The sequence below is a fragment of the Natronomonas salinimetallica genome (genome assembly GCF_013839515.1).
Lineage (GTDB): Archaea > Halobacteriota > Halobacteria > Halobacteriales > Haloarculaceae > Natronomonas.
Genome location: NZ_JACDNQ010000014.1, coordinates 49,983 through 73,911, shown reverse-complemented (window position 1 = coordinate 73,911; position 23,929 = coordinate 49,983). Strand labels below are relative to the sequence as shown.

Below are 23,929 nucleotides of genomic sequence, written 5' to 3'. Positions count from 1 at the left end.
CCGTGTTGCTCGTCGTAACGTACTCAAAGGCCGCACGGACGTCACTCCGGAACGTCTGTCGTACACACGATACAAGCGTGGTCCGTCGACTCGGACGGGCGGCGTTGTTGGAGGAGACCGAACACGGTGCGTTTCTCGCACTCCGGCTGCGAGAGAAGCATCCCGAGGACGTACAACTCGAACGGACCGAACCCTTCAACGAGTTCCGCGACGTGCCCGATACGGTTCGAGAAGCCGCCAAAGCCTACGAAAACCGAGCAAATGCCGCGACGTCGTATGCGAAGTTCGCCGTCGGATCCCCACATCCGGAGCCAACAGCGTTGAAACGCCGGAAGCTGTGAGTCTCTACGAACACGTTCGGGTCGTCATACCCGGAATGTCTCTTTCCCGCCAGGACGCCCTCGTCGCGGCGGCCCGTTCCGTCGGAATCGAGACGAGCGTCGACGCGGAACTGCGGACGCTACGGACCGAACTCGAGACGCTTCCGGAAACGGTCCCGTCGCGTATCGAGGCACGCCGACGGGTCGCAGAGACTGCCTCGGAACTCGAAGCCAAGCGAGAGCGCGTAGCGACCCTCCGCGGGTGGATGCAGGCGGCGGCGGACGACGCTATCGCTGCCGAGTATCGCTCGGCAATACGAACGCTCTCGGAGGCCGAAACCGAACACGCCGCCGCGAGGGAGGGACTTGCCGCCGTCCGACGGCGGGCACGAACCGCTCGCGATGCCCGCAATCGACGGCTCCGAATCGAAGACCGACTCGGTAACGCGGAACGGACGGCCCGCCGGGAGTTGCGTGAGGCGATCCTTCCACGGGTCGATGCCGCGGTTTCGGAGCTGCCGGGAAATACCGTCGGCGGCTACGACGATACCGATGCCGTTTCGGCCGCGCTCGCGCTCGTCAGGGCTGGTCGAACCGAGCGGCCGATCGTGCTAGCCTGCGGTCGGTTTCCGGATCGGGACACCGCCGAGCGGTGGCTCGGCGCACCGGCCTATCGTATCCCGATTCGTGGCTCGCCCGCGGATTTATAACTGAGTGGGCGGCCAGACCGGGTATGCCGACACTGACAGCCACGACGGTCGAGGGTGATCGAGCGACCTTCGTCGAGGTAGTCCTGTGGGCGGACCGACCCCATCGTGTCCGGCTCGGGCTACGTTTTGACGGCCCGGTCTGGCCGCCGCGGACGAACGGGACGGTCGAGAAGGGGTGGGGGAGGGACGGATTGATAACGGAGATCGGTGCTGGCCGGACGGCGATCGGGTTTGCCACGTCCGCGCGGCCGGACGGTGACCCGGTCGAACTCGTTCGGTCGAAGCCGATCCCCGATGGGCTCCCCGCCGGGATAGCGGCGTGGGTCGATCGGGTCGAAGGACGGCTCGAAACCGCCGAACGGCTCGGAAACGCCGACGACCTGCCGACCGCGACCGAGGCTATCGCATCCGTCGGTGGGCTGTCCGCCGTCGAACGCCTCGCCGCCGAGATCGCACGGGACCGTCGGCTCGCGGCCCGGCTTTCGGTCGTTCCGGATGACGTCCGAGAGCGGCTCGAAGCCGTCGAGATCCCGGCTTCGACGTTCGCCCGTATCGCCTCCGGGACGAGCGGGTGGGATTCGGACGCCGACACCGGACCCCCGAGCGGGAGTTCACCGCTGTAGATGTTTATATGTGTTCCGTACCGTCACCGTTGAAACGCCGGCGACGTCGCTTGCTTCTCGCTGTGTGAGTTCGTGTCCGACGTCCCTGGCAGCCGTATACAGACAAGCCGCGGCGACGCCGCTCGGGTTTCGCCCCGCGGCGTGGCCGGATTCGTGTGCCTCCCTCGCCAGACGTCGAGCGGTCCGCTCTACGTCCGTCGGGAGATCGAGGTTCGAGGCGAAGCGGGCGAGATATTCGCTGGGATCGATCGGCCCAGTCCGGAGGTCGAGCTCCCGGTTCAACGCCCCGTAGGCGACTTTGAGTTCGTCCTCGTCAGCACTCGCGACGGCGACGATCTCCCCGAGCGTCCGTGAGACGGACGCCGTTCGGCAGACCGCATACACGGCTGCGGCGGCGAACCCCTCGATACAACGTCCCTGGAGTAGATCCGAATCCTGTGCCGACTCGAAGAGGACACAGGACCGATCACGGACGTGTTCGGGCAACTCCAGCTGTCCGGTGAGGCGTCTGATCTCCGTGAACCCATACACCTGATTCCGCTCGCGTTTCGAGGAGATCCGTGCCCGGTTGTGCTGTCTGCGCATGCGGGCGATCTGTCGGCGTTTTCGACCTTTCAGACGGGTCGAGCGGCCGATCTCGGTCGAGAGCCCGCGGTCGTGCCGCGAGCGCGTCAACGGCGCGCCGCAGCGCTCGGGGTTCGTCTCGTCGTCCGCAAAGGAGCGCCACTCGGGGCCACGGTCCAGTTCGTCCTCGGAGACAACGAGCCCACACTCATCACAGACCGTCTCGGCCCCCATGCTCCGGAGCCGTCCGTCACATTCGGGGCACGCCTGTCGTGTCGTCGTGCTCATCACATGCGAACCTTCGTCTCGATGGGATTTAAAAAAGGAGCGCCAAACGACGATCCGACCCGAACACGGAGGCGAAAGCCTATCGGTAACCGGCATGGTCTTTCGGATGTATCGGCTCGTAAACAGCCTCGGGCGCGGTGGCCCGAGGCTTTTGTTGGTTCCCTCAGCCGTGCGCTAGCACTCCCTGCTCGGCAAGCGAGCGGGATGAGGTTGGGCGGCTTACGCGCCCCGACCCGGACAGACGCACCAACCGAACCTGTGGTTGGGTTTTGTGAGTCCGGTAATTCGATTCGTTGCCGTCGAGTTTCGCCTTTTCGCGCCACGCGATGTTCACCGACGCATTCCGGTCGGCGTGGTCTTGCACCACGTCACACTCGTCGTTCGTACACCGGAACCGCCGTCCCTGCCGATACCCACGCTCACCACAGCACGAACACGTCTGCGAATTGTAGTACGCATCCACTGTATCCGTGGGAATCTCTCGCCACGTCGCCTTGTACGAGACGAACTTCTCGAACTTGTGGAACGGCAGTTTGTGCAACCGACGGTTCATGTACGTCCCGTACTTGATTTCGTCGCGGATGCCGCTCATATCCTCGAACACGATAACCGGGTTCGGGAACTGTTCTGCGAACTCCACGACAGCACGGGAGAGCCGATGCAACACCCACTCGGTGAATCGCTCTTCCTTGTCACCGATTTTCTGGTGGATACTCGTCTTGCCGTGTTCCTGACAGCGTGTGGTGATGGTGTGGTAGCGTTGGCGTTCCTGCTTTACCCGTCCATAGTCAAGGACGAGCGTGCCCTTCGTCCGCATCGTCTCACGGTCGAGAGCGGTGAGAGCGATGTTGCGCTCGTTGATGTCCACACCGACTACCGTATCGGCAGTATCGGGTTTGGGTACATCGAACTCGCGTGTGACCGTGACGTGTAGGTAGTACACGCCATCGCGGTACAGGAGTTCGGCCTGCCCAACATTCACCTCATCCGACGTGAGGGCGTCTCGGAGTTCGTCCATCGCGTCCGGTTCGCCGCGCAGGTGTCCTTTCACCTTCTTGTAGGGTTTCGGGCTGATTCGGAACCGGACGCGGTTCGTGTCATCGTCTACGGTGAGGCGGTAGCCTTCCGTGTGCGCCATCACGAGCGGATACGCACCAGATTTGTCCGTACTCGGTGGCGTCGGCTTGCCGCCATCAGGGTCGTCTTGATTCTCCCACCACTCTTTGAGTGACTGGTAAGAGTCCCACGTTTGGAGGGCTTTGCCGACGACCGCGCACTTGTTGTTCCGTAAGAAGTCGTCGCGGTCAACCTCGTTCTGTATCTTGGTGCGAGTGTACCCTTGCTGTTTGAGGCGGATGGTTTGGTTGAATATCTCGCGTGAGGCGAGGCGGGCGTCGTGAAGCCACGACCGCTCACCAGACGCTATGTGAAGGCACGTCTGAATGGTTTTCGTGGCTTCTTCACCCATACTTTGACAATCGTTCCAGACTGTCATAAATGTAGAGATTAGGGGATGGAAGAGTACCGCAGTCATGCACATTCGGTTAGTTCCTGCAAGTATCACTTCGTCTGGTGCCCCAAGTACCGCCACCCGGTTCTCAACGTGGTTGAAGAAGATGTGTGGGAGTTGTTTAGTGAGACTGCTGACCACTTCGGGCACGAGATTCTGGCGTTGGAGATTGCAGACGACCACGTACACCTGTTCGTGCAAACAGACCCGAAACACAGTCCAGCGAACATCGCTCGGCAATTCAAGTCGTACTCTGGTAAGCACTTGCTGGAACAGTACCCCGAGATTCGGGAGTCGTATTTCTGGGGCGGAGGATTCTGGAAAGTCGGGTACTACGTGGGGACGACAGGGGCAGTATCGGAGGAAGTGGTTGAACGGTATATCGAGGAGACTGAACACTAGGCCGGGTGTCGGGCTTCACCTCCGACCCCAGTGGGTCGGGGAACTCGCCCTCGTAGGTTGTTCACACTCCGCAGCGGGTCGTGACGTCCTCCACGCGGTGAACGGCAAGGGGTCCCTGCTGGAGGAATATCCGTCATACGGACCGTCGTCGTCCGAGCGCGGTCACCGCTTGCCCGTGGCGGTGGCGACCGCTGCATCGGGACGTCGATCCGTATCAGTCGTCGCCTCCAGAGCCTTCGGTCCCGGCGGGCCGCATGGGGCTTCCGGTCTCATGAACGCCGACGGAGGGGTCCGACTCCCGAGATGTCGCAAGCGGCATCCGCGCTGTGGCGCTCCGTTCACAAACGGCAAGGGGAGTACCCGCGCCGTATCCCGTTGTCGAGCTGTCGGGCGCACTCGACGGTGATCTACAGCACCCAGTTTTGCCGAATCCTACGCTCCCCGGTTCACGGCCGATACCCGAGTTCGGCCGCGATCACTCCGGATTTCAACAGAACGAAGCCGCCGGCGATGAGCGCGAACCCGGCGATCATCCCGACCGAGAGCTCCTCGCCGAGCAACGCGATCCCGCCGACCGTCGCGAAGACCGGCACGGCATAGGAGACGAGATTTGTTTCGAGCGGGCCGAACTCCTCGAGGAGCGAAAAGTAAATCCCGTAGGCGATGGCGCTTGCGAACACGGCGAGATAGACGACCGAGACGGCACCGACGAGCGTCGGCGTTACGTCGGCGAGGCGCTCGCCGGTGAGGCGGCTGCCCACGTAGAGGAGACCACTCCCGGCAAGCATCGCCCACGCGGTCATCGCGCCGATCCCGAGCGTCGGTGACCGTCGCCTGAGAAGGACGCTCCCGAGCGCGACGCTCATCGCGGCGAGGAGGACGAACCCGATCCCGACGAGTTCGGCTGCAAGGAGGTTCGAGGGGTCCGGCCGCGCGATGACGCCGACGCCGACCAGGCCGGTACCGACGCCGAGCAGCCGGCGAGGCGTGATCGACTCGCCGGGGAGAAAGAGGGCAGCGAATCCGGTCGTCAGGATCGGAACGAGCCCATAGAGGATCGATGCGATGCCGCTCGGCACGGTCCGTTGGCCGACGAAAAGCAGACTCCCGCCGGCGATGAGGAGCCCTCCCGAAACCGCGATCGAGAGCAGATCGACGCGGGTCCTCGGTCGCCACTCGACCCCGCTTGCGACCAGGTACGCGAGCAGTATCGCCCCGCCGATACTGAAACGAAACGCCGCGAACAGAAGCGGCGGGATCGACTCGAGCCCGGCGCTGATGGCGGGAAACGAAAAGCCCCAAAGCGCCGAGAGGGCGACGAACAGGCCGACGTTTCGGAGCCGACTCATGAGCGTCCCCGAACGAGAGACGACGGTCGCTGCACGGTGAAAGACACACCGGTAGTTCCACACGCTCGGGCAAAAACCGTCCGGGTACGGCTCGGCGAGCGGGCCGGTCCGGATCGAAGGCGGCTCACGGCGGACAGCCAGTCCCGGCCCGAGGCGCTCGATGCCGACACGCCGGACGAAGCCGAACCGCTGCCGTTATCATCGCCCCGGACGGCGTCCCGATATGGTGATTTTGCACACCTGTCTGAACGTCTCGGACGTCGAACGATCCGTCGAGTGGTACGTCGAGAACCTCGACTTCGAGGAGTCGTGGGGCTTCGAAACCGAGGACGGCGAGACGGTCAACCGCTACGTCGCCGACGAAAACGGCGTCGAACTCCAGCTTTCGGACACCGACGGGGAGACGCCGGCCGAGGACGGCGACCGCTGGGACCACATCGCGTTAAAAGTCGATGACGTCGACGCGGCCTTCGAGGCGATCGACCACCACGGCGTCCGGAAGGAGCCCGCAGACCAGCCCGAGGCGGGTGCCCGAACCGCCTTCGTGCTCGATCCCGACGGCCACGCTGTCGAACTGATCGAGCCGCTCGAGGAGTGATCGCCGCTACGAGACGTCTTCGTTCGGGATGTGAACCCGGTTGCGGAGGGACGCCCCGGACTCGAGGCGATCGACGTTGTCGGCGACCACGTCGGCGAGCCGATCGTAATATTTCGGCGTCGCGCCCGCGGAGTGCGGCGTGAGGAGGACGTCGTCGAGGCCCCACAACGGGTGATCGTCCGGGAGGGGTTCCGGATCGGTCACGTCGAGGACGGCCCCGCCGATCCATCCCCGACGGAGATACTCGACGAGGACGTCCGTCTCGACTACCTCGCCACGGGCGACGTTGACGATGACGGCCTCCGGTGGAAGCGTCGCGAGCGCCTCCTCGTCGATGAGCCCTCGCGTCGAGTCGGTGAGCGGACAGCACAACACGACGAACTCGCTGCGCGCCAGGGCGTCGTGGAGCCGTTCGGGACCGATCACCTCGTCCGTCGCCCCGCCCGATTCGGGGGTGCGGCGTACGCCGACCGTGGTGACGCCGAAGGGCTCGAGGCGTTCGGCGATCGCCGTCCCGATGGCTCCCAGACCGACCACCGTGACCGTCGACCCGGCGAGTTCGCCCGGCGAGACCGGCTGCCACTCGTCGGTCCGGGCGGCCTCGTGGAGCCGCCGCGAGAACGCGAGCATCGAGCCGATCGCCTGTTCGGCGGCGTTCGGCGCGTGGACGCCGGCGGCGTTCGTCACGGCGATGCCGTGTTCGGCGAGCGCGTCCAGCGGGAGGTGGCCCGTCCCGGCGTACGCACACGCGAAGAGCCGAAGCCCTTCGGCGTGTTCCAAAAGCGACGGGCGGACGTTGAGCCCCGTCGCGACGTCGGCCGTGGGTATCGCGTCCCGTTCTTCGGTAGGCGTCCTCGCGTATCGGACGGTATGTGCCGGCAGTCGTTCGGAGAGTGCGTCGACGTACGACTCGGTCGGGAGGCCGTGGACGCCCTCGCGCAGGACGAGTAGTTCCATACGTCGGGGTTCGTCGAGGGAGTATTTCAAACCCGTCGGCGAGCGGAACGGATCAAAACGACAGCGGGACGACGACGACGGGGACGTCGGCCCCCTCGATTATCCGGCGGGCCGTGCCCCCGAGCGCCGGGCCGGCGCCGGCCACTCCGGCGTGTGGGCCGATGACGACGACGTCCGGCGACCGGTCGGCGACAGCCGCGAGGATCGCGCTCGCCGGATCGCCGTCGGTGTCGAGTCGGGCCGTCCCGACGTCTGCGTACCCGAGCAGCCGGGCGTTTGCGACGTTCAACGCGTCGTCGGCGTCCCGGGCCGCTGCGCTTGGGACGGTCACGACGTCTACGACGTCCTCCCCGTCGAGACGCGGCTCGAGGTAGTCACAGGCGGCGGCGGTCGTGTGTACGGAGTCGGTGGCGATCAGAAACCGCATACCGACGCTTCCGGGGCGAACGGCTCGAACGTTTCGGTCGTCACGCCGCCCGAACGCGGCTACTCGAAGCGCTTTTCGATGCTCTCGGCGTGGGCTTCGAGCCCCTCGGCCCGGGCGAGCGTCGTGATCGTCTCCCGGAGCCCGGAGAGCGCCCCGTCGTCGAGTTTCTGGACGGTCGTCGACCGGAGGAAGTGGTCCACGGAGAGCCCGCCGACGACCTTCGCCAACCCGCCCGTCGGGAGGACGTGGTTCGTCCCGGAGGCGTAATCACCGGCGGCGACCGGTGCGGTCTCGCCGAGAAAGACGCTGCCGGCGGAGTCGATCCGATCCAGGACCGCCTCGTCGTCTTCCGTGACGATCGAGAGGTGTTCGGCGGCGTACTCCTCGGCGAAGAGGACGGCTTCGGACATCGATCGGGCACGGAGCACGCCGGAGGCGTCGTTGTCGAGGGCCGCCTCGATGATCTCCCGGCGGTCGCGTTCGACGGCCTGCTCCTCGCAGGCGTCGGCGACCGCCTCGGCCGTCGCCTCGTCGTCGGTGACACAGACGACGGAGGCGTTCGGGTCGTGTTCGGCCTGGGCGAGCAGATCGGCCGCGACGAGGCCGGGGGGGGCCGTCTCATCGCAGACGACGAGCACCTCCGAGGGGCCCGCGAGGAAGTCGATCTCGACGTCACCTCGGACGTCCGCCTTCGCCGCCGTGACCCACTTGTTGCCCGGGCCGACGATCTTCGCGACGGGGGAGACCGTCTCCGTCCCGTAGGCCAACGCCGCGACCGCCTGTGCGCCGCCGACCTGATAGACCGCGTCGGCCCCGGCGACGTGGGCCGCCGCGAGCGTCGCCGGCGGGAGGTCCTCGGCCGGCGGCGTCGCGACCGCGACGTGGTCGACGCCCGCGACGGTCGCCGGGATGACGCCCATGAGCACGCTCGATGGGTAGCTTGCGGTCCCGCCGGGCGCGTAGACACCGACACTGGAGAGCGGGCGGTATCTGCGCCCCAGTTCCCGCCCACCGAAGGAATCCCGCCAGTCCTCCGGCACCTGGCGCTCGTGGAACGTCCGGATGTTCTCGGCGGCGGCCTCGATCGCCTCGCGTACGTCGGCGTCGACGACCTCGTAGGCGCGTTCGGCCTCGTCGGTGATATCGATGTTACCGATCTCGACGTCGTCGAACTCGCTGGCGTACGACCGGAGGGCGACGTCGCCCTCGGAGCGGACACGGGAGACGATCTCCCCGGCCGCCTCGCGGGCCCCCTCGACGCCCGCGTCGCGTTCGAAAAACGCCGCCCGCTCGTCCGGCGAGAGGTCGGCGACGGATCTCACGTTCATACGGAATCATCGGATGCGGGTCTGAAAGCGGTTTCCATCCGGGGACCGGCCCCACAGGGGCTCACGCGGGGACGTCCCGGTCCGCCCAGAGCGGGACACAAACACTATTCATCCCCGCCACCTACGGGCGGACGATGCTGAGCGCCGTCATGGAGGACTATATCAAGGCGATCTACGTGATCGAAAACGATACCGGCGAGCGCGTCGGCACCTCCGAACTCGCCGATTACCTCGATGTCACCTCCCCGACGGTCTCGAGTATGATCAAGAAGCTAGAAGAACAGGGCCTCCTCGACCGCGAGGAGTACCGCGGCGTGACGCTCACCGAGGACGGCGAGGTCGTCGCCCTCGAGATCCTCAGACACCACCGGCTCCTGGAGTCGTTTTTGAGCGAACACCTCGATTACGACTGGGCGGACGTCCACGAGGAGGCGGACCGGCTCGAACACCACGTTTCCGAGGAGCTGACCGACCGGATCGCCGAGATGCTCGACAATCCGGGGGTCGATCCCCACGGCGATCCGATTCCCGATGCGGACCTCGAACTGCCCGACGATACCGATCGATCGAGGCTCTCGGACGCCACGGAGGGTGACCGCGCCGTCGTCAAGCGGATCCGCCACCAGGGTGACGAGGAGCTGCGGTATCTCGCCGCCGCCGGCGTCGAACCGGACGTCGAGATCGAAGTGCTCGAAATCGCGCCGTTCGGGCTGGTCACGGTTCGGACTCCCGAGGGTGAACAGAGCCTCCCGGACGACATCGCCCGACTGATCGAGACCGCGCCGACGGCAGAGGCCGAGGCGTGAACTACCCCACCCTACTTCGCTCGGGGGCAACCGCCCCGCTCGCCCCACACGGGCCGCAGGCCCGTTCGGACGGTCGGCGTGACCGTCGGTCCCCCACGACGTGCGGCCGGAGGTGCCGCCTCGAAGCTGCCGAGCGAGCGACGGGGGGGATCAGATCACGTCTTCGGATTCGAGGCCGTCCATGAGGTCGTCGACGAGGCTGTCGACGGAGTCGTAGGGGAAATCACGGTCGTCGCCCGCCTTCGCGTTGAGTTCGATCGCGGTCATCGAGAACTCGCCCGATTCGAACTTCGTGGCCGGGCCTTCCGGCAGGGCGGGAACGAGGTCCATCGGACTGGTAACCGGAAAGTCGGCACCCTCGAACGCCTCGATAAACTGCCGTCGGAGCTCGGATTTATCTACCATCGTGAGAGCCGATACAGGGTACAGTCAGTTGAGTATTTTGCTCCGGCCGGTCGCCACGCCGGGGAGGGATGGGGGGACTCACCCCGGCCCCATCGGCCGGTGTCGACACGCTCATTGCGACGGCGGACGGTGTCTCGGTGTGGAGTCCGACGATCCGAGCGACATCCGCGTACTCGCGGTGACGACCGACGACGTCGTGACCGCGATCGAGGCCAACGAACGGCGCGAGGCCGGGGCTGTCCTCCGAGTGACGCCGCCGTTCAGCGGCCGGATGCGGGCGCGTCTGCACCTCGACGGGACCGAAAGCGAATACGGCGACCCGTCCCCGCTTCACGTCCCGCCGGAGCGGCTCGTCGAATCGGTCCCGGCGTTTCCGTCCCCCGACGACACCGAAGACGAGCTCCGGTCCGATCCGGGAACGTCGTACTCGCCCGAACGTCACCGGATCACCCACGAGGCCGCAGTCGAGGGGTGGCGAGAACGCGTCGGTGAGGCGGTTTCCGGGGAGGCCGTCGTTTCCGTACCGGGCGGGAGCCACCGAGTCCGAATCGCCACGCTCGGATAGGACGCTTCGTCGGCCGGCCGACGGTGTATTCGGCGACCCCGCCCGACGAACGCGCTTATCCGACGCCGAACCGAACCCTTCGGCAATGGTCGATATCTCCGTCGCCGTCGTCGGGGCCGAGACCCCCGGCAACGTCGGCACCATCGCACGCTCGATGAAGAATTTCGGGCTCTCGGAGCTGTATCTCGTCGACCCGCCCGAACTCGACCCCGACGGGGAAGCCTACGGGTTCGCCGGCCACGCCCGCGAGGACGTCCTCCCGAACGCTACGACCGTCGAGTTCGAGTACCTCAGAGACCACTTCTACACGGTCGCCTGTACCGCGACGACGAACCAGGACGCGAGAAACCACGTCCGGTATCCGTTTATGCGTCCGGCTGAGCTTCCCGAGGAACTCGGGGGCCTCGACGCGGACGTGTGTATCGTCTTCGGCCGTGAGCGCGTCGGGCTGACGAACGACGAACTCGCCGACCTGGACCGGATCTGTTCGATCGCCGCGAGCGAGGCGTACCCCGTGTTGAACCTCGCGCAGGCGGCGACGATCGTCCTCTATGAACTCCGCGAGCTGACCGTCGAGGAGACCCAACATCCGGCGGAGCCACACGAGCGCGCCGCCGAACACGAGATCGAGGGGGCCTATACAACGTTCTCCGAGTACCTCCACGACGTCGGCCATCCGAAGGAGAAGATCCCGAAGACGGAACGGCTGTTTCGCCGGCTGCTCTCGCGTGCACACCCGACCGGTCGGGAAGCGCGGACGATACGGGGTGTCCTCCGCCGCGGGGCGATGCACGCCAACGGCGCGCTCCCGCGCGGCGGCGACGACGGGGCCGAAAGCGACGGGGCCGAAAGCGACGGGGCCGAAAGCGACGGGGCCGAAAGCGACGGGGCCGAAAGCGACGGCATCGACGCCCGCTGAATGCCGACGCCGGTTGTACCGTCCGACGGGGGCGTCGGGGCTGTCGGCCTGGAACGGCCCGTCGCCGGGCGTAGTCGCCGTTCCGCCCGGTGGTATACGAACCGCCCCGGCGACCGGCAACCGTTTTGTCGCCGGCTCCCCCAAAGACGGTATGCACGTCTCGGTCAACGCCGCCACGAGCGCCGACGGCAAACTCTCCTCGCGGCGGCGCGAACAGCTCGAAATAAGCGGTGACGACGACTTCGCCCGCGTCGATCGGCTCCGTGCGGCGGCCGACGGCATCGTCGTCGGCGTCGGCACGGCGCTGGCGGACGACCCGTCGCTCGTCCGCCACGACGAAGCCCACCGCACGTCGGTCCGCGGACCGGACGCGTCGCCGCCGACCCGGGTCGTCGTCGACTCGACGTGTCGGACGCCTACGGACGCCGCGATACTGGCGGGCGAACCCGAGACGTACGTGCTCACGAGCAAGTCGGCTCCCGACCCCCGGCGGGCAGCGCTGGGAGACGCCGGCGCGACCGTCGTGGTCGCCGGCGAAGAACGGGTCGACCTCGTCGGGGCGTTCGACGCCTTAGAGTCCGTGGGGGTCGAGCGCCTGCTCGTCGAGGGGGGCGGCGAGTTGATCTTCTCGCTGTTCGAGGCAGGGCTCGTCGACGAGCTGACCGTTTATATAGCCAACACCGTCGTCGGCGGCCGGGACGCGCCGACGCTCGCCGACGGCGAGGGGTTCGTCTCGGAGTTCCCGGAGTTGGCGCTCGGGGGCGTCGAGCGTCTCGACTCCGGCGTCGTCCTCGAGTGGGACGTTTTATGAAAAGACCGACGGGCGGTATTCACAACGCAGCGGGGCAACTCACGGCCTGAGCGCTCCGATACGACGAGTCGGTTCAGTGATCGTGGCCGGTCAACTCGCCGTAGGTCGCGCCGAAGCGGTCCTCGAAGAGATCCATGGTCTGCGCCTCGATGGCCTCGTAGCGTCCGGTGTCGCCGCCCTGGGCGTGATGGACCGTCGCGTGGATGCGCTGGGCGCACGAAAAGAGCGCGAGGTCGCCGACGATCTCGGGGTCGGACTCCCCGTCCTCCCGCATGAGATCGAGCATCTCGCTCGGAAGCGTTACCTCGTCGGCCTCCTCGTCGCCCTCGATACGCAGCGTGACTGTATCGTCTGCCATACCCCCTGGTTTCGGACGGCGACTCAAGGCACTTCCGGTGTCGTGTGTCCACGGCTCAAACGAACGACTACTCGTTGGGCACCGTATGATGACACTCCGAGTTGGATAATAACAGTCCTTATAGTCCATCCGATGGAAGGTAGTATTGTGATGACTGCACAAAACAGTCCGGCGAGCCGGATCGGATCACTCACCCAGCTTCAGTGGCTGGCGGTTGCACTAATCGTCATCACCGGCGTCTTGCACGTGTATGCTGGTGTCATCGAGGGACGGATTCCCGTCGCGCTGGCAGGCGTTGGATACGCCGGTGCGCTTGTGCTGTTTTTCCTCGACTATCGGCGGCGGCTGCTCTACCTGCTCGGGATTCCGTATACGGCCGTGCAGTTCCCCCTCTGGATCGTGGCCAAATCGGAGTACGGGATGGTCGACTACGTCGACAAGGCGGTCCAGGTCGTCTTGATCCTCACGTTGGTGTACCTCTACGTGGACACGCGGTCCGAGCCGACCAAGAACACGGTGACGACAGCGGACTGAGCGGGCGAGTTCACTGCGCTCAGTCGTCTCGAATCACCATGATCTTCACTCGGTTTACCCCGTCGAAGTCGCGAAGTCGGTAGGTCAGTTCCCGGACCCGTTCGCCTGTTCCCTGGCAGAACAGGGACTCGAGACACCATTCTCCCTGGTGCGTGTGACTCGTGTTGAGGATCACGTCCTGGTACTCGTGTTGGACGGCGTGAAGTTCTCCGATCACTTCGTGGTGGCGGTAGTCGAAGGCGACGAGTGCGATGACGTCCTCGCAGAGGTCTTCGAGTCGGGAATGCGATTCGATGTACTCCTGCATCGCTTCACGGACGGCCCGGGATCGGTTGTCGAGTCCCTCGTCCTGCCAGACCTGATCGAACTCGTCGACCACCGTATCGGGGATATTGAAGCTCGTTCGCACACGGCCGTGTTCGGTGCCCGGACACAAGAGTCCCGAGTATGACGATTCCCCCGATCGGGTAGTAACAACCGTTATTCGGCGCTCGTACCGAGTTCGGCGTATGACGATGATACCAGGAGACGCTGTCGGCTTGCTGCTCGGTTCGGTCGCACTTGGGGCTATCCACGGGATCGAACCTGGTCATGGGTGGCCCGTCGCCGCCTCGTATGCGTTGGATCAGACGAACAAGTGGCTCTACGGCTTCGCGGCGAGTTTCATCATCGGTGTCGGACACCTCGTCAGTAGTATCGCGATGGTTGGCGTGTTCTTTTATGCGAAATCCTATTTCAGCCTCACCCAAATCAACGAGCCACTCACGGTCTTCAGCGGCATCCGGATCGGTGGTCCGGTCAGTCTAGTTGCGGGCGTATTACTGATCGGTCTGGGGATCCGAGAGTACCGCCACGACCACTCGCGTGACAGTCCCGGTGGCGGCCACGCCCGCTCACACGGGAGTCCCGACCACGAGTCGACAGACCACGCCTCACACGACCACAGCCACGGAGAGACCCACGCCCATCCGGGTTCACAGGGCGGCGAGGGATCCGTCTCGCGCCTGAAGCGCACCCTTCCGTTCTTCGGTGGGCACGCGCATACAGACGAGCGTTCCGATGCTGTCGCCGAGAGGGGATTGTTCGGAATCGCCTGGTTCGCCTTTCTGCTCGGGTTCGCCCACGAGGAGGAGTTCGAGATTATCGCCCTCTGTGCCGGGTCGAACTACTGTCTCGAACTGATGAGTGCATACGCTCTCACCGTTGTGTTTGCTATCGTCGGGCTGACGATGCTGTTGATCGCGGGCTATCAACACCACGAGGAGACGGTCAAACAGTACACGCCGTATTTGCCGGCCTTCTCCGCTGCCGTCCTCATCATCATGGGCGTTGGATTCATCGCCGGCGTGTTCTGATACCGCCGGCCGTCCGTCGCGAGCGAATGTCGCACCCAGGGTCACGACTCGCGTACACTGGGGACAGCCGGCGGCATGAGTATCGCCTCGTATTTTCGGGGATCCGGTACGCCGATCCGTATCAGTCGTCCGCAGCGGCGGGGTCGGCCGTCCCCTCGGCCTCCCGTTCGAGGTCCTCGAGGTAGGCGTCGGCGTCGATGGCGGCCTTCGATCCCATTCCGCCGGCCGTGATCGCCTGCTGGTAGTGGAAGTCGACCACGTCGCCGGCACCGAAGATCCCCTCGACGCCCGTCCGCGTTTGGCCGCCACCCGATCCGCCGACGGTCTCGAGGTAGCCGGCGTCGTCCAACTCGACGCCGGTGTCCTGTAGATAGTCAGTGTTCGGGGTGTGTCCGATCGCCATGAACACCGCGCCGACGTCCATCTCGAAGCGCTCGGTGTCGGAGTCGTCGAGTTTCTCCGTGGGGTGGCCCTCGGGGTTCCGTGCGAGCGTCACCGACTCGACGCCCTCCTCCGGGGAGCCGTCGATCTCGAGCAGTTCGGTGTTGGTCAACACCTCGACGTCGCCCTCGGACTCCAGTTCCCGGACCCGGTCGACCCAGTAGTCCTCCGCGCGGAACTCCTCGCGTCGGTGGACGATGGAGACGGTGTCGGCGAACTTCGTGAGGAACGCCGCTTCCTCGCAGGCCGCGTCGCCGCCGCCGACCACGATCATGTCCTCGTCCCGGAAGAACGCCCCATCGCAGGTCGCACACGTCGAGACGCCGTAGCCCATGAGTTCGTCCTCGCCGGGCACCCCGAGCGTTCGGGCGGAGGCCCCCGAGGCCGCGATGAGCGCGTCCGCGGTGTAGACGGTGCCGTCCCGGAGTTCGATCCGGTGGGGTGTCCCCGGGTCGACGTCGACGATGACGCCGGTGTCGATCTCGGTGCCGAACTGCTCCGCCTGGGCTTTCATGTCCTGTATCAGCTCCGGGCCGCCGATCCCCTCGGGAAAGCCCGGGTAGTTCGCGACGTCGGTCGTCAGCGTGAGCTGGCCGCCGGGCTCGGGGCCTTCGAGCACCAGCGGATCGTTGTTCGAGCGCGCGGCGTAGATCGCCGCCGACAGCCCCGCGATTCCGGAGCCGGCGATGACGAGTCGTCGGTGTTCGGCGTCGTCACTCATACACGGACATACCCGGCCATCGGGTATGTACCTTGTGCTGGTTCCCTCGATCGGGCCGAATACGGGGGGCGACGATCCCCCTGCCGTGGGTCGATCACGCCCGTTCGTAGGTGTCCGTCCAGCGCGCGAGTGTCAGGGCGGCGGCCGGGAGGAACAAGAACGAGGTCACGAGCGCGAACGTCATCGCGAGCGCGACCGCGATCCCGAAGTTCGCGAGGACGGGGAACTCGGAGATGCCGAGCACCCCGAAGCCGAACAGCGTCGTCGTCCCCGAGCCGATGACCGGGCGGGATTTCTTGACCATCGCCTCCCGCATCGCCGCCTCGGGGGTCGCCCCGCGGGCGAACATCTCCTCTTTGAACCGCTCGTGGACGTGTATCCCGTACGTGATCCCGGCCCCCAAAGCGATCGATCCGGTCGCGACGGTCAGGGGGTTCCACGGGATCTCGAAGAGATACATCATCATCGAGATGAGCATCACGGCGCTGACGGCGACGCTGACGATCAAAAGCGCCGACTCCCGGGCGGATCTGAGCGCGGCCGTCAAGAACAGAAACGCCATCCCGAAGCTCAGGATCGTCATCGGATCCCGCCCCGAGGTGACGTTTTCGATGACGTTTCGATTGACGACCGGCTTTCCGGTGACTGCGGCCCGCTCGGTTCCGAAGTGCCACTCCGCCTCGGCCTCGATATCGTCGGTGAGGTGTCTGACCTCCTCGCCTTCGACGTCGGCGACGAACAGCTGGATGAGGATCTTGTTCGGCGTCTGCGAGCGCGATCCGATCGGCAGGAGCTCGTTTTCGGCCTGTCGGTCGACGGTCTCGATCAGCCGCGCCCGGCTTTCGGGAATGTCCCCGACGGCCATCTCGGTCGCACTCACGGGGCTCATCGCGGCGTTGACGTCGTCGTGTTCTTCGATCGCGGTCTCGAACGCCGAGGCCCGCCGGAACGTCGCCGGCGAGTAGGTGTCCTGTCCCTCGACGGTGACGTACATCACGTTCGGGCTCTCGGCGGTGTCCTGGAGGTCCTCGAGGTCCTCGCGTTCCTCGATGTCCGGCCAGTAATCGAGCATCTCCTGGGTCGTCGGCACGTCGTGATAGACCGCCGCCCCGCCGCCGATGGCGGCGAACATAACGAGCAATACCAACAGGGGTGACGCGGCGATGACCGTCGACCCGCTGTCGACGGCCTGTTCCAGCCGACCGTCCGTAGGCCCCTCGGCCGTCTCGGCCCCTTCGCTGGAGTCGTCGGTCGGCTCGCCCCCGTAGGAGCCGTCGTCGAAGTGGACCAACAGCGCGACGAGGTACGTAAGCGAGAGTATGGTCGCAGCGACGACGCCGAAGGCCGCCGTCGCGCCGAGCTGTCTGGTCGGGGGCACTGCCGACACCAAGAGCGCCCCGAGGCCGATCGAGGTCGTCGCCATGGCCAACAACAGCGTGTTGCCGGTCGTCCGGGCCGCGGCCCCGGCGGCGTCGACCGGCTCGCGGCCGTTCTCCCGTTCTTCGATGTACCGCGTGTGGAGTTGGAGGCTGAAGTCGATCCCCAGCCCGAGCGCGATGGGCAACACCCCGAGCATGATCGCGTTGAACTGGAAGCCGACGATTCCCATCATCCCGAGCATGTAGATGAGCGCGACCATCGCCGCCGAGAGGGGGAGCGCGACCTCCCAGGTCCGTTCGACGCGTCCGCGCATGACGAAGAACACGATCGTGAAGATGATCGCGAAGGCGATCGCGAACAGCTGAACCATCTCGGGGAGCATGAGCCCGAACGCGGCGGTCTCGAACACGGGGGTGCCGGTGATCGTGACGTCGACGTGGGGCGGAAGCCACGTGGCGTCGGTCTCGTCGACGACGGTCTCGGAGACCACGCCGCCCTCGGTGCCGGGAAGGAACCCGAAGTACTGGTCCTCGGCGGGCGGGACGTCGACCTCCCCGTAGGTGGCGATGACGAACGCCGTCTGTGGGTCCGGATTCAGGTTCGTGACGAGCCGTTCGGCGCTCGGATCCATCGCCGCGGTTCGGTCGATCGCCGCCCGGACGCCGCGTTCAGTCTCCGGTATCTCGCCGCCGTTGCCGGCCCGGACGACGTCCGCGAGGCTCGTCACCGAGGTAAACTCCTCGGCCGAGGTGTATCGCCTATCGAGGCGATCGATGGCGCGGATCGTCTCGGGGTCGTAGAGTTGATCGGTCTCGATGGAGACGTACACCGCGTTACCGACGTCGAACTCGTCGTCGGCTTTGACCTCTTGCCAGTCTTGGTTGACCTGGGAGTCGTCGTCGATGTACAGCTCCATCCCCAGGCTCATGTACACGGAGGTGGCCGCGATGCCCATCGAAGCGACGAGCAGGACGGCCACGACGGCGAAGATCGTACGGCGGTTCTCCGCGGAGAACCGCCCGACTCGCTCCAGTTGGTCGCGAAGCGGTGTGCTCTCGTCGCTCATCGTGGCCTATCGGTCCTGCGGCAGTGGGCTCGGCCGGCCGTTGCCGTGGCCGGGAAGCGGTACACGAACACGTTACTGTCCGGGGGAGGCCCCCTGACGCCTCCGGTAGTATGCGATACCTCCGATGACGACGAGGACGAGCAGGCCCCCACCCACGAGCCACAGGGGCGTGCCGCCGTTCTCCTCGACGTCGACCGGGAGCCGATAGACGTTCGACATCTTCGTGTTACCTTTCTCGTCGTCGTATCTGAAGTCCATCGCGACCGAGTAGGTCTTGGGGTTCGCGTCGCTTGTCGCCGACAGTTCGAACGTCATCGTCGTCGTTTCCCCCGGATCGAGCGCGGCGACGTAGCCCTCGTCGTCGGCGCTATCGAGGGGGTCGCTGGTCCCGAGTTTTGCCTCGACGTCGGTGAGTCGCTGATCGCGGTTGTTCGTCACCTCGACCTCGACGAGCTGAGAGGAGTCCGCGGTGATGGTGGCGTTCGAGAACGTGAGCAAGAAGTCGTCGCGGCGCTCCTGGATGTCGATGACGAGCGAGTGGTCGGGGTCGACGCGGTGTTCGCCGTCGGCGGTCCGGTAGCCGAGGTTCATATCGAGCGTCTTCGAGACGGGATCGGCCTCGCGTCCCAGATCGAAGGGGACGTCGACGGTCGCCGACTCGCCGGAGTCGAGCGTCCCGGCCGAGACGGACCCCTCGAGCAGTCGAACGTTCGGGTACTCACCGGCGAGGTTGACCGAGACGTCGTGGGCGGTCACCGGTCCCTCGTTGGTGACCGTCACCGCGACGTCTCCCTCCTCGTCAGCGTGCAGCGCCGTCCCTTCGGCCGTCATCGAGAACGCCTGCTCGGAGACCGTTCGGACGCCGACCGAGAGGCTGTCGTCGTGACCCCGGATCCCGTCCGGGTCGGTGTACTGGACAGTGCCGTCGAGTTCGTACTCCCGGTCGGGCGCGTCGGGCGCGACGCTGACCTCGTAGGTGACGGTCTTCGTCTCGCCGGCATCGAGGCCGTCGATCCGGGCGGTGTCGAGCTCGCCCCCACCGAAGCCCAACATCGGGCTCCGTGATTCGAGCGCGACCGCGACGTCACGGGCCGGTTTGGCGCCGACGTTCTCGACGTCGACGTCGATCGTCCCGGTTTCGCCGATCTGTACCGTGGTGTTCTCGACGCCGCTCAACTCGAAGCGCGGGTCGTCGTCGATCTCGATCTCGACGGTTCGGGTGACCGTCCGCGTGCGATCGTACTCGACCTCACCGCGGGGGAAGTACCCCGAGGTGTAGGAGTACTCCAGTTCGACGTCGATCTCGTACTCGCCCGGTTCGGCGTCCTCCGGGACGTCGACGTCGATCGGAGCGGTTCCCGGCTGTGATTCGTAGACGCTACCGATCGAGTAGCGGCCGGATTCGACGTCGATCGGCGCGTCGTCGGCGTCGACCTCGATCCGGACGTTCCGGGCAGCGGTCACCCGGTTGCGGCTCTCCATAGTGCCGAAGTCCGCCTCGGCGTCGTTCGCGACCTGCAGTTCGAGTTGGGCACTCGTTCCCGGCGTCAACGTGGGATCGGGCACGAACACTTCGAGTTCCGGATCGCCGCCGGCCGCCTGTGCGCCGACGCTTCCGGTGATCCCGGAGACGAGAAGCGCGGTGACGACGGCGAGGCCGAGCGCGGCCGTGAGCACCCGCCGGCCGAACGCCCCCGTTCCCCGGCCGTCCGCGTCCCGACTCATCGATTCCGCCCCGCCGTTCGGATACGTTCGCTCCGTCCGATCCTACGTGCTCGCGGTGTCGCCTCGGTTTGCCGTTCGGCCTGTCGATCAATCATTCGTAATCTACACAATACTATGGAATACAGTTACTTATACCACCCGGTTCGTCGGGAACTTACGACGACTCCTCCCCGTCTTCCGATGCCGTGACCGCCACCACGGGGACGTCGACCATTCGGATGATCCGCTCGGTGACCGATCCGAGCAGGTGCCGGCCGACTCCTTGCCGGCCGTGGGTTCCCATCACCACGGTGTCGATGTCGTTCTCCTCTATGTACTCCGCGATCGTCCGATGGACCGTCCCGCGGACGACCGACGTCGTCGTCTCGACGCCCCGCTCGTCGCCGACCGATTCGACCCGCCCGACCGCCTCCTCGCCGAGGCGCTCGATCTCCGTGACGGCTTCGGGATACCCGCCGCCGATACTCTCTAGGGGGCCGCTGTCCACGACGAACAGTCCGTGCACCCGACCGCCACACCGGTCGGCGAGATACACGGCGTGGTCGACAGCGATGTCGGACGCTTCGCCGCCGTCCGTCGGGACTAGTATTTCGTTATACATACACAACCATCTGCGCCGGGGACACAAAAATCCAGCGTCGAACGGGAGGGGTCTCGGCGCTCGGCGTGGCGGCCCCGTCCGACGTGTTGTGATGTCATGGCACAATACGGGATGCCGCTCGTGTTCATACTGGTGGACGAAATCAAATGAAACCGACTCACGAGTGATCCGCCGTTCGCTCCGTCGAACGGCGTGATCCTCGTGCGTCGTGTACACATTCTTTTGTCCGTCAGTATCAACGTCCGGTACCCGTTTCCGTCACCCGCCGAACAACATGAGCACGGCCAGGACGCCCGCGAGGACGAACGCGACTCCCAACAGGATTCCGAGCACTGCCGATTGGCTCATCGCGCGGTCTGCCGCACGGAACCGTTCGGCTCCGAGGTCCGGGATGGGTACGAACGACATCGATACCTCACCGTGAACGGGGTGACGTATTACGCTCGTGGTTGTTTCGGCCGGTCGGACGGCACGTCTCGTCTCTCCGAGGACGCGATACGTACCGAACCCATCCTCCCGAACACCGTGACGATAGGCGGATCCCCTAGTCGGGAAAGGCATCCCGCAGCGCCCGCAGCGCCCGCTGGCCGGTGTGTCGGTCGGTGGGACACTCGATCGGGTCGGCGGCTCCGCGTTCGAGGACGAGCGCGACCTCCCGGGAGGACAGCCAGTACCCGACGACGACGACGGCGGCCAGTCCGATCAGAATGCCGCTGAACACGAGGACGGTACCGAGCAGTCGGCTCGCCCACTCGAGCGTTTTGAGGATCGTCTCGATCCCGCCCGCGCCCGGGGCGTCGGGAACGACGAGGAGGCTCGTCGGCGAGACCGCCAACAGGAGTACGCCACCCGCCAGGGCGGCGAGGGTATACAGTATCGCACCGGGGACGTAACCGAGAAACGCCCGTCCACCCGTCCGGCGGACGGTGATGGATGTGACGTTCGATCGCGGCGTTCTGCGGACGGCGAGGTCCCTGTCGGGATGATAACTGAGCACGGCCCGGTCGGTGACGACGATCCATCCCGGTGAGAGCGCGACCGTCTCGACCGGGGTTTCGCCCGCCAATAGACGGTCCGACGGGTCGGGATCGGACGGTCGCACATCGATCCGATCGACGACGCCGGGATCCGAGAGCCGTTCGGACGCCATCTCGATTCGGTCGTTCGCGAGTCGCACATATATACGCTTACCCGGTTTCGGTCGGCGTGTTCGCTCCGAGGGGTCGCCGAAGGTCCGATACTCCCCGCGAGTTTATGAGGCGGGTCCTCCGAGGCGGTTCACGTCCGCCGGCTGATCTCCTCGCGAAGCAACTCGGAGACGACCTCGCCGTCAGCCTTCCCACGGAGTGCGCCCATACACTCGCCCATGAGCCCGGAGAAGGCGGCCATTCCCTCGGATTCGACCTGGGCCTCGTTGCGCTCGATCACCTCGACGACGGTGTCACGAACCGCCTCGCGGTCGACGCCGGACAGTCCCGCGGCCTCGATCGCCTCCTCGGCAGACAGCGTCGGGTCCCCGGCGAGTTCGCTCAGGACGGGATCGATCCCCTCGTTGGCCAACTCGCCGTCCTCGACGAGTTCGAGCACATCGAGGAGGTCCTCGTCGGTCAACGCGTCCACCGGGACGCCGTCGCGGCGCAGTTCGGTCAGCGTCGATTCGAGTGTGCTCGCCGCGGTCGTCGGGTCGACACCGCGCTCGACGGCGGCCTCGAACGTCGGCATGTGGCGGCCGTAGGCGACCTGTTCGGCGAGTCCCGAGCCGAGACCGAGGTCCGTCCGGTAGCGCTCGACCCGTTCCGTGAGCAACTCCGGCGGCTCGACCTCGGAGGGATCGGGGGCGACCGGCGGCACGTCGGTCTCGGGGTACATCCGTGCCGCGCCCGGCAGGGGCCGGAGATACCGCGAGGTGCCGTCGTCGTTCGCACCGCGGGTCTCCTCGGGGACGCCCTCGATCGCGGTCGCGGCGCGGTCGGCGACGGCCTCGATCGCCCGCTCGGCGACATCGGCATCGGTGGCGACGAGTGCGACCGCGTCCGCCGCGTCCGCCCCGACGGCGTCACGGAGCGCATCGACCTCGCGCTCGGTGACGCCGTAGGCCGGCAGTTCGTCGGTATGGAAGATCCCGCCCGCGCCCTGGCGTTTGGCGTGATCCGAAAGCTCCGTCCCGAGACGGCGGTCGGGCTGGATCTCGTGGCCGACGACCCCGTCGAATCCGACGAGTCTGACCGCGAAGACGGCCTCTGCCCCGGCGATGACACCGCTGTCGGTATCGGCGAACACGTCCGTCACGTCGGTCGGCTCCGCGACCTCCGCCCCCCGCGTTCGCAGCGTGTCGGCGATCTCGAGGAGTTCGACCTGCCTGCCGACCTCGCCCGCGACGAGGTCGTCGACGTCGTCGAGGCTCTGGACGCCCTTCATTTCGACGCGCGCGCCCTCGGCGATGGAGACGTTGACGTCCTGGCGGATGGTTCCCAGCCCCCGTTTTACTTTTCCGGTCGAACGGAGCAACATTCCGATCCGCTCTGCGGCCTCACGGGCCTGTTCGGGCGACCGGATGTCCGGTTTCGTCCCGATCTCGACGAGGGGGATCCCGAGGCGATCCAGCGCGTAGGTGACGCCGCCATCGCGCTCTTCGATTCGGGCTGCGGACTCCTCTTCGAGCAGCATGTCGGCGATCCGGACCGGGCCGTCGTCGGTTTCGATCTCGCCGTCGGTGGCGACGAGCGTCGAGCGCTGAAAGCCCGACGTGTTGGAGCCGTCGACGACGATCTTACGCATCACGTGGGCCCGGTCGACGACGACACAGTCCAGAAGCGTCGCGATCTCCAGGGCCGTGTTCAGCGCCTCCCCGTCGAGCCGTCCCGGCGGCTCGTCGTCCTCCTCGACGAGACACGTGGTGTCGAAGGCGAGGTACTCGAACTCCCGGTCGACGCGGGACTCCTCGAGGGCTGCCTCGTCGAGCTCGCCGAGTTCGGACTTCGTCGGGTGGAGATACCGGGAGAACGAGCGGACCGACTCCTCGGGATCGCGCCGCTCCGTCGGGCAGTTACAGAAGAGTTTGCTCGCCGTGTCGAGCTGTTGGTGGATCTCCAGCCCGGCGACGAGTCCCAGGGCCTCGTAATCGTGCGTCATTACCCGAGGGTGGGGTACGAACACTCAAAAAAGA

27 protein-coding genes are annotated in these 23,929 nt (G+C 66.0%); 11 read left to right on the top strand and 16 right to left on the bottom strand.

The annotated features are described in order from the left end of the window. The first annotated feature begins 2 nt into the window (after window positions 1-2). The 3 genes from HZR14_RS11460 to HZR14_RS11450 are packed head-to-tail and all read left to right on the top strand — an operon-like array spanning window position 3 to window position 1,653. A complete protein-coding gene (locus HZR14_RS11460) occupies window positions 3-341 on the top strand; it encodes a DUF7855 family protein (protein WP_181693009.1) in 339 nt (112 codons plus the stop codon). Beyond that, window positions 296-1,030: a DUF7856 family protein gene (locus HZR14_RS11455; protein ID WP_489675671.1), complete on the top strand. Its 735-nt coding sequence runs from the start codon at window positions 296-298 to the stop codon at window positions 1,028-1,030. The genes HZR14_RS11460 and HZR14_RS11455 overlap by 46 nt, the downstream gene beginning before the upstream one ends. A 23-nt stretch (window positions 1,031-1,053) precedes the next feature. After that, window positions 1,054-1,653: a DUF8080 domain-containing protein gene (locus HZR14_RS11450; protein ID WP_181693007.1), complete on the top strand. Its 600-nt coding sequence runs from the start codon at window positions 1,054-1,056 to the stop codon at window positions 1,651-1,653. On the opposite strand, the gene HZR14_RS11445 is transcribed toward HZR14_RS11450, so the two are convergent. Beyond that, on the bottom strand, window positions 1,642-2,505 hold the full coding sequence (locus tag HZR14_RS11445) for a transcription initiation factor IIB (RefSeq protein WP_181693006.1): 864 nt from the start codon (window positions 2,503-2,505) through the stop codon (window positions 1,642-1,644). The two genes, HZR14_RS11450 and HZR14_RS11445, sit on opposite strands and share 12 nt — an antisense overlap. A 163-nt stretch (window positions 2,506-2,668) precedes the next feature. Continuing rightward, complete coding sequence (locus HZR14_RS11440) at window positions 2,669-3,973, bottom strand: RNA-guided endonuclease TnpB family protein (RefSeq protein ID WP_181693005.1); 1,305 nt, start codon at window positions 3,971-3,973, stop codon at window positions 2,669-2,671. 45 nt (window positions 3,974-4,018) lie between these two features. Between HZR14_RS11440 and tnpA the strand changes: the two genes are divergently transcribed. Next, window positions 4,019-4,417, top strand: coding sequence for an IS200/IS605 family transposase (gene tnpA / locus HZR14_RS11435; RefSeq protein ID WP_181693004.1), 399 nt, complete (start codon window positions 4,019-4,021; stop codon window positions 4,415-4,417). A gap of 446 nt (window positions 4,418-4,863) precedes the next feature. On the opposite strand, the gene HZR14_RS11430 is transcribed toward tnpA, so the two are convergent. After that, window positions 4,864-5,766 carry a DMT family transporter gene (locus HZR14_RS11430; protein ID WP_181693003.1) on the bottom strand — a complete coding sequence of 301 codons (903 nt, stop codon included), beginning with the start codon at window positions 5,764-5,766 and terminating at the stop codon, window positions 4,864-4,866. 223 nt (window positions 5,767-5,989) lie between these two features. Here HZR14_RS11430 and HZR14_RS11425 point away from each other — a divergent pair, with 223 nt between their 5' ends. After that, a complete protein-coding gene (locus tag HZR14_RS11425) occupies window positions 5,990-6,364 on the top strand; it encodes a VOC family protein (RefSeq protein ID WP_181693002.1) in 375 nt (124 codons plus the stop codon). A gap of 6 nt (window positions 6,365-6,370) precedes the next feature. Here HZR14_RS11425 and HZR14_RS11420 read toward each other — a convergent pair whose 3' ends face one another. Genes HZR14_RS11420 through hisD form a run of 3 tightly spaced genes read right to left on the bottom strand, consistent with a single transcriptional unit; the run spans window position 6,371 to window position 9,076 of the window. Further along, the gene (locus HZR14_RS11420) at window positions 6,371-7,321 is read right to left on the bottom strand and encodes a D-2-hydroxyacid dehydrogenase (protein WP_181693001.1); all 951 of its coding nucleotides are present in this window, start codon (window positions 7,319-7,321) and stop codon (window positions 6,371-6,373) included. A 52-nt stretch (window positions 7,322-7,373) separates the two neighbouring features. Then, window positions 7,374-7,748, bottom strand: a complete 375-nt coding sequence (locus tag HZR14_RS11415; RefSeq protein WP_181693000.1) for a universal stress protein — start codon at window positions 7,746-7,748, stop codon at window positions 7,374-7,376. Between the two features lie 59 nt (window positions 7,749-7,807). Then, complete coding sequence (hisD, locus tag HZR14_RS11410; protein WP_181692999.1) at window positions 7,808-9,076, bottom strand: histidinol dehydrogenase; 1,269 nt, start codon at window positions 9,074-9,076, stop codon at window positions 7,808-7,810. 134 nt (window positions 9,077-9,210) lie between these two features. On the opposite strand from hisD, the gene HZR14_RS11405 reads away from it, so the two are divergent. Next, entirely contained in the window at window positions 9,211-9,882 is a 672-nt protein-coding gene (locus HZR14_RS11405; protein ID WP_181692998.1) for a metal-dependent transcriptional regulator, read from the top strand. Between the two features lie 150 nt (window positions 9,883-10,032). On the opposite strand, the gene HZR14_RS11400 is transcribed toward HZR14_RS11405, so the two are convergent. Next, window positions 10,033-10,287, bottom strand: coding sequence for an MTH865 family protein (locus tag HZR14_RS11400; protein WP_181692997.1), 255 nt, complete (start codon window positions 10,285-10,287; stop codon window positions 10,033-10,035). Window positions 10,288-10,426: 139 nt separating this feature from the next. Here HZR14_RS11400 and HZR14_RS11395 point away from each other — a divergent pair, with 139 nt between their 5' ends. From HZR14_RS11395 to HZR14_RS11385, 3 genes are all read left to right on the top strand, one after another. Then, entirely contained in the window at window positions 10,427-10,852 is a 426-nt protein-coding gene (locus HZR14_RS11395) for a DUF8009 family protein (protein ID WP_181692996.1), read from the top strand. An 85-nt stretch (window positions 10,853-10,937) separates the two neighbouring features. After that, window positions 10,938-11,771, top strand: a complete 834-nt coding sequence (locus tag HZR14_RS11390) for an RNA methyltransferase (RefSeq protein WP_181692995.1) — start codon at window positions 10,938-10,940, stop codon at window positions 11,769-11,771. A 151-nt stretch (window positions 11,772-11,922) separates the two neighbouring features. Continuing rightward, on the top strand, window positions 11,923-12,582 hold the full coding sequence (locus HZR14_RS11385; RefSeq protein WP_181692994.1) for a 2,5-diamino-6-(ribosylamino)-4(3H)-pyrimidinone 5'-phosphate reductase: 660 nt from the start codon (window positions 11,923-11,925) through the stop codon (window positions 12,580-12,582). Between the two features lie 73 nt (window positions 12,583-12,655). Here HZR14_RS11385 and HZR14_RS11380 read toward each other — a convergent pair whose 3' ends face one another. Then, the gene (locus HZR14_RS11380) at window positions 12,656-12,940 is read right to left on the bottom strand and encodes a DUF7545 family protein (RefSeq protein ID WP_181692993.1); all 285 of its coding nucleotides are present in this window, start codon (window positions 12,938-12,940) and stop codon (window positions 12,656-12,658) included. Between the two features lie 150 nt (window positions 12,941-13,090). Here HZR14_RS11380 and HZR14_RS11375 point away from each other — a divergent pair, with 150 nt between their 5' ends. Continuing rightward, entirely contained in the window at window positions 13,091-13,474 is a 384-nt protein-coding gene (locus tag HZR14_RS11375) for a DUF7475 family protein (protein WP_181692992.1), read from the top strand. 19 nt (window positions 13,475-13,493) lie between these two features. Here HZR14_RS11375 and HZR14_RS11370 read toward each other — a convergent pair whose 3' ends face one another. Next, a complete protein-coding gene (locus HZR14_RS11370) occupies window positions 13,494-13,883 on the bottom strand; it encodes a CopG family ribbon-helix-helix protein (RefSeq protein ID WP_181692991.1) in 390 nt (129 codons plus the stop codon). A 106-nt stretch (window positions 13,884-13,989) separates the two neighbouring features. On the opposite strand from HZR14_RS11370, the gene HZR14_RS11365 reads away from it, so the two are divergent. Continuing rightward, complete coding sequence (locus tag HZR14_RS11365; protein ID WP_181693023.1) at window positions 13,990-14,829, top strand: sulfite exporter TauE/SafE family protein; 840 nt, start codon at window positions 13,990-13,992, stop codon at window positions 14,827-14,829. Window positions 14,830-14,950: 121 nt separating this feature from the next. Here the strand turns inward: HZR14_RS11365 and HZR14_RS11360 are convergent, their stop codons facing one another. The 7 genes from HZR14_RS11360 to gatE form a co-directional block, all read right to left on the bottom strand. Further along, window positions 14,951-15,991 (bottom strand): NAD(P)/FAD-dependent oxidoreductase, encoded by a 1,041-nt coding sequence (locus HZR14_RS11360; RefSeq protein WP_181692990.1) that lies wholly within the window; start codon window positions 15,989-15,991, stop codon window positions 14,951-14,953. Window positions 15,992-16,085: 94 nt separating this feature from the next. Continuing rightward, a complete protein-coding gene (locus HZR14_RS11355; RefSeq protein WP_181692989.1) occupies window positions 16,086-18,437 on the bottom strand; it encodes an efflux RND transporter permease subunit in 2,352 nt (783 codons plus the stop codon). A gap of 72 nt (window positions 18,438-18,509) precedes the next feature. After that, window positions 18,510-20,162 (bottom strand): COG1361 S-layer family protein, encoded by a 1,653-nt coding sequence (locus HZR14_RS11350; protein WP_181692988.1) that lies wholly within the window; start codon window positions 20,160-20,162, stop codon window positions 18,510-18,512. A 154-nt stretch (window positions 20,163-20,316) separates the two neighbouring features. Then, a complete protein-coding gene (locus HZR14_RS11345) occupies window positions 20,317-20,763 on the bottom strand; it encodes a universal stress protein (protein WP_181692987.1) in 447 nt (148 codons plus the stop codon). 258 nt (window positions 20,764-21,021) lie between these two features. Continuing rightward, window positions 21,022-21,171 (bottom strand): hypothetical protein, encoded by a 150-nt coding sequence (locus HZR14_RS11340; protein WP_181692986.1) that lies wholly within the window; start codon window positions 21,169-21,171, stop codon window positions 21,022-21,024. 136 nt (window positions 21,172-21,307) lie between these two features. Beyond that, complete coding sequence (locus tag HZR14_RS11335; protein ID WP_181692985.1) at window positions 21,308-21,940, bottom strand: hypothetical protein; 633 nt, start codon at window positions 21,938-21,940, stop codon at window positions 21,308-21,310. 101 nt (window positions 21,941-22,041) lie between these two features. After that, a complete protein-coding gene (gene gatE / locus HZR14_RS11330) occupies window positions 22,042-23,895 on the bottom strand; it encodes a Glu-tRNA(Gln) amidotransferase subunit GatE (RefSeq protein WP_181692984.1) in 1,854 nt (617 codons plus the stop codon). Window positions 23,896-23,929 lie beyond the last annotated feature (34 nt).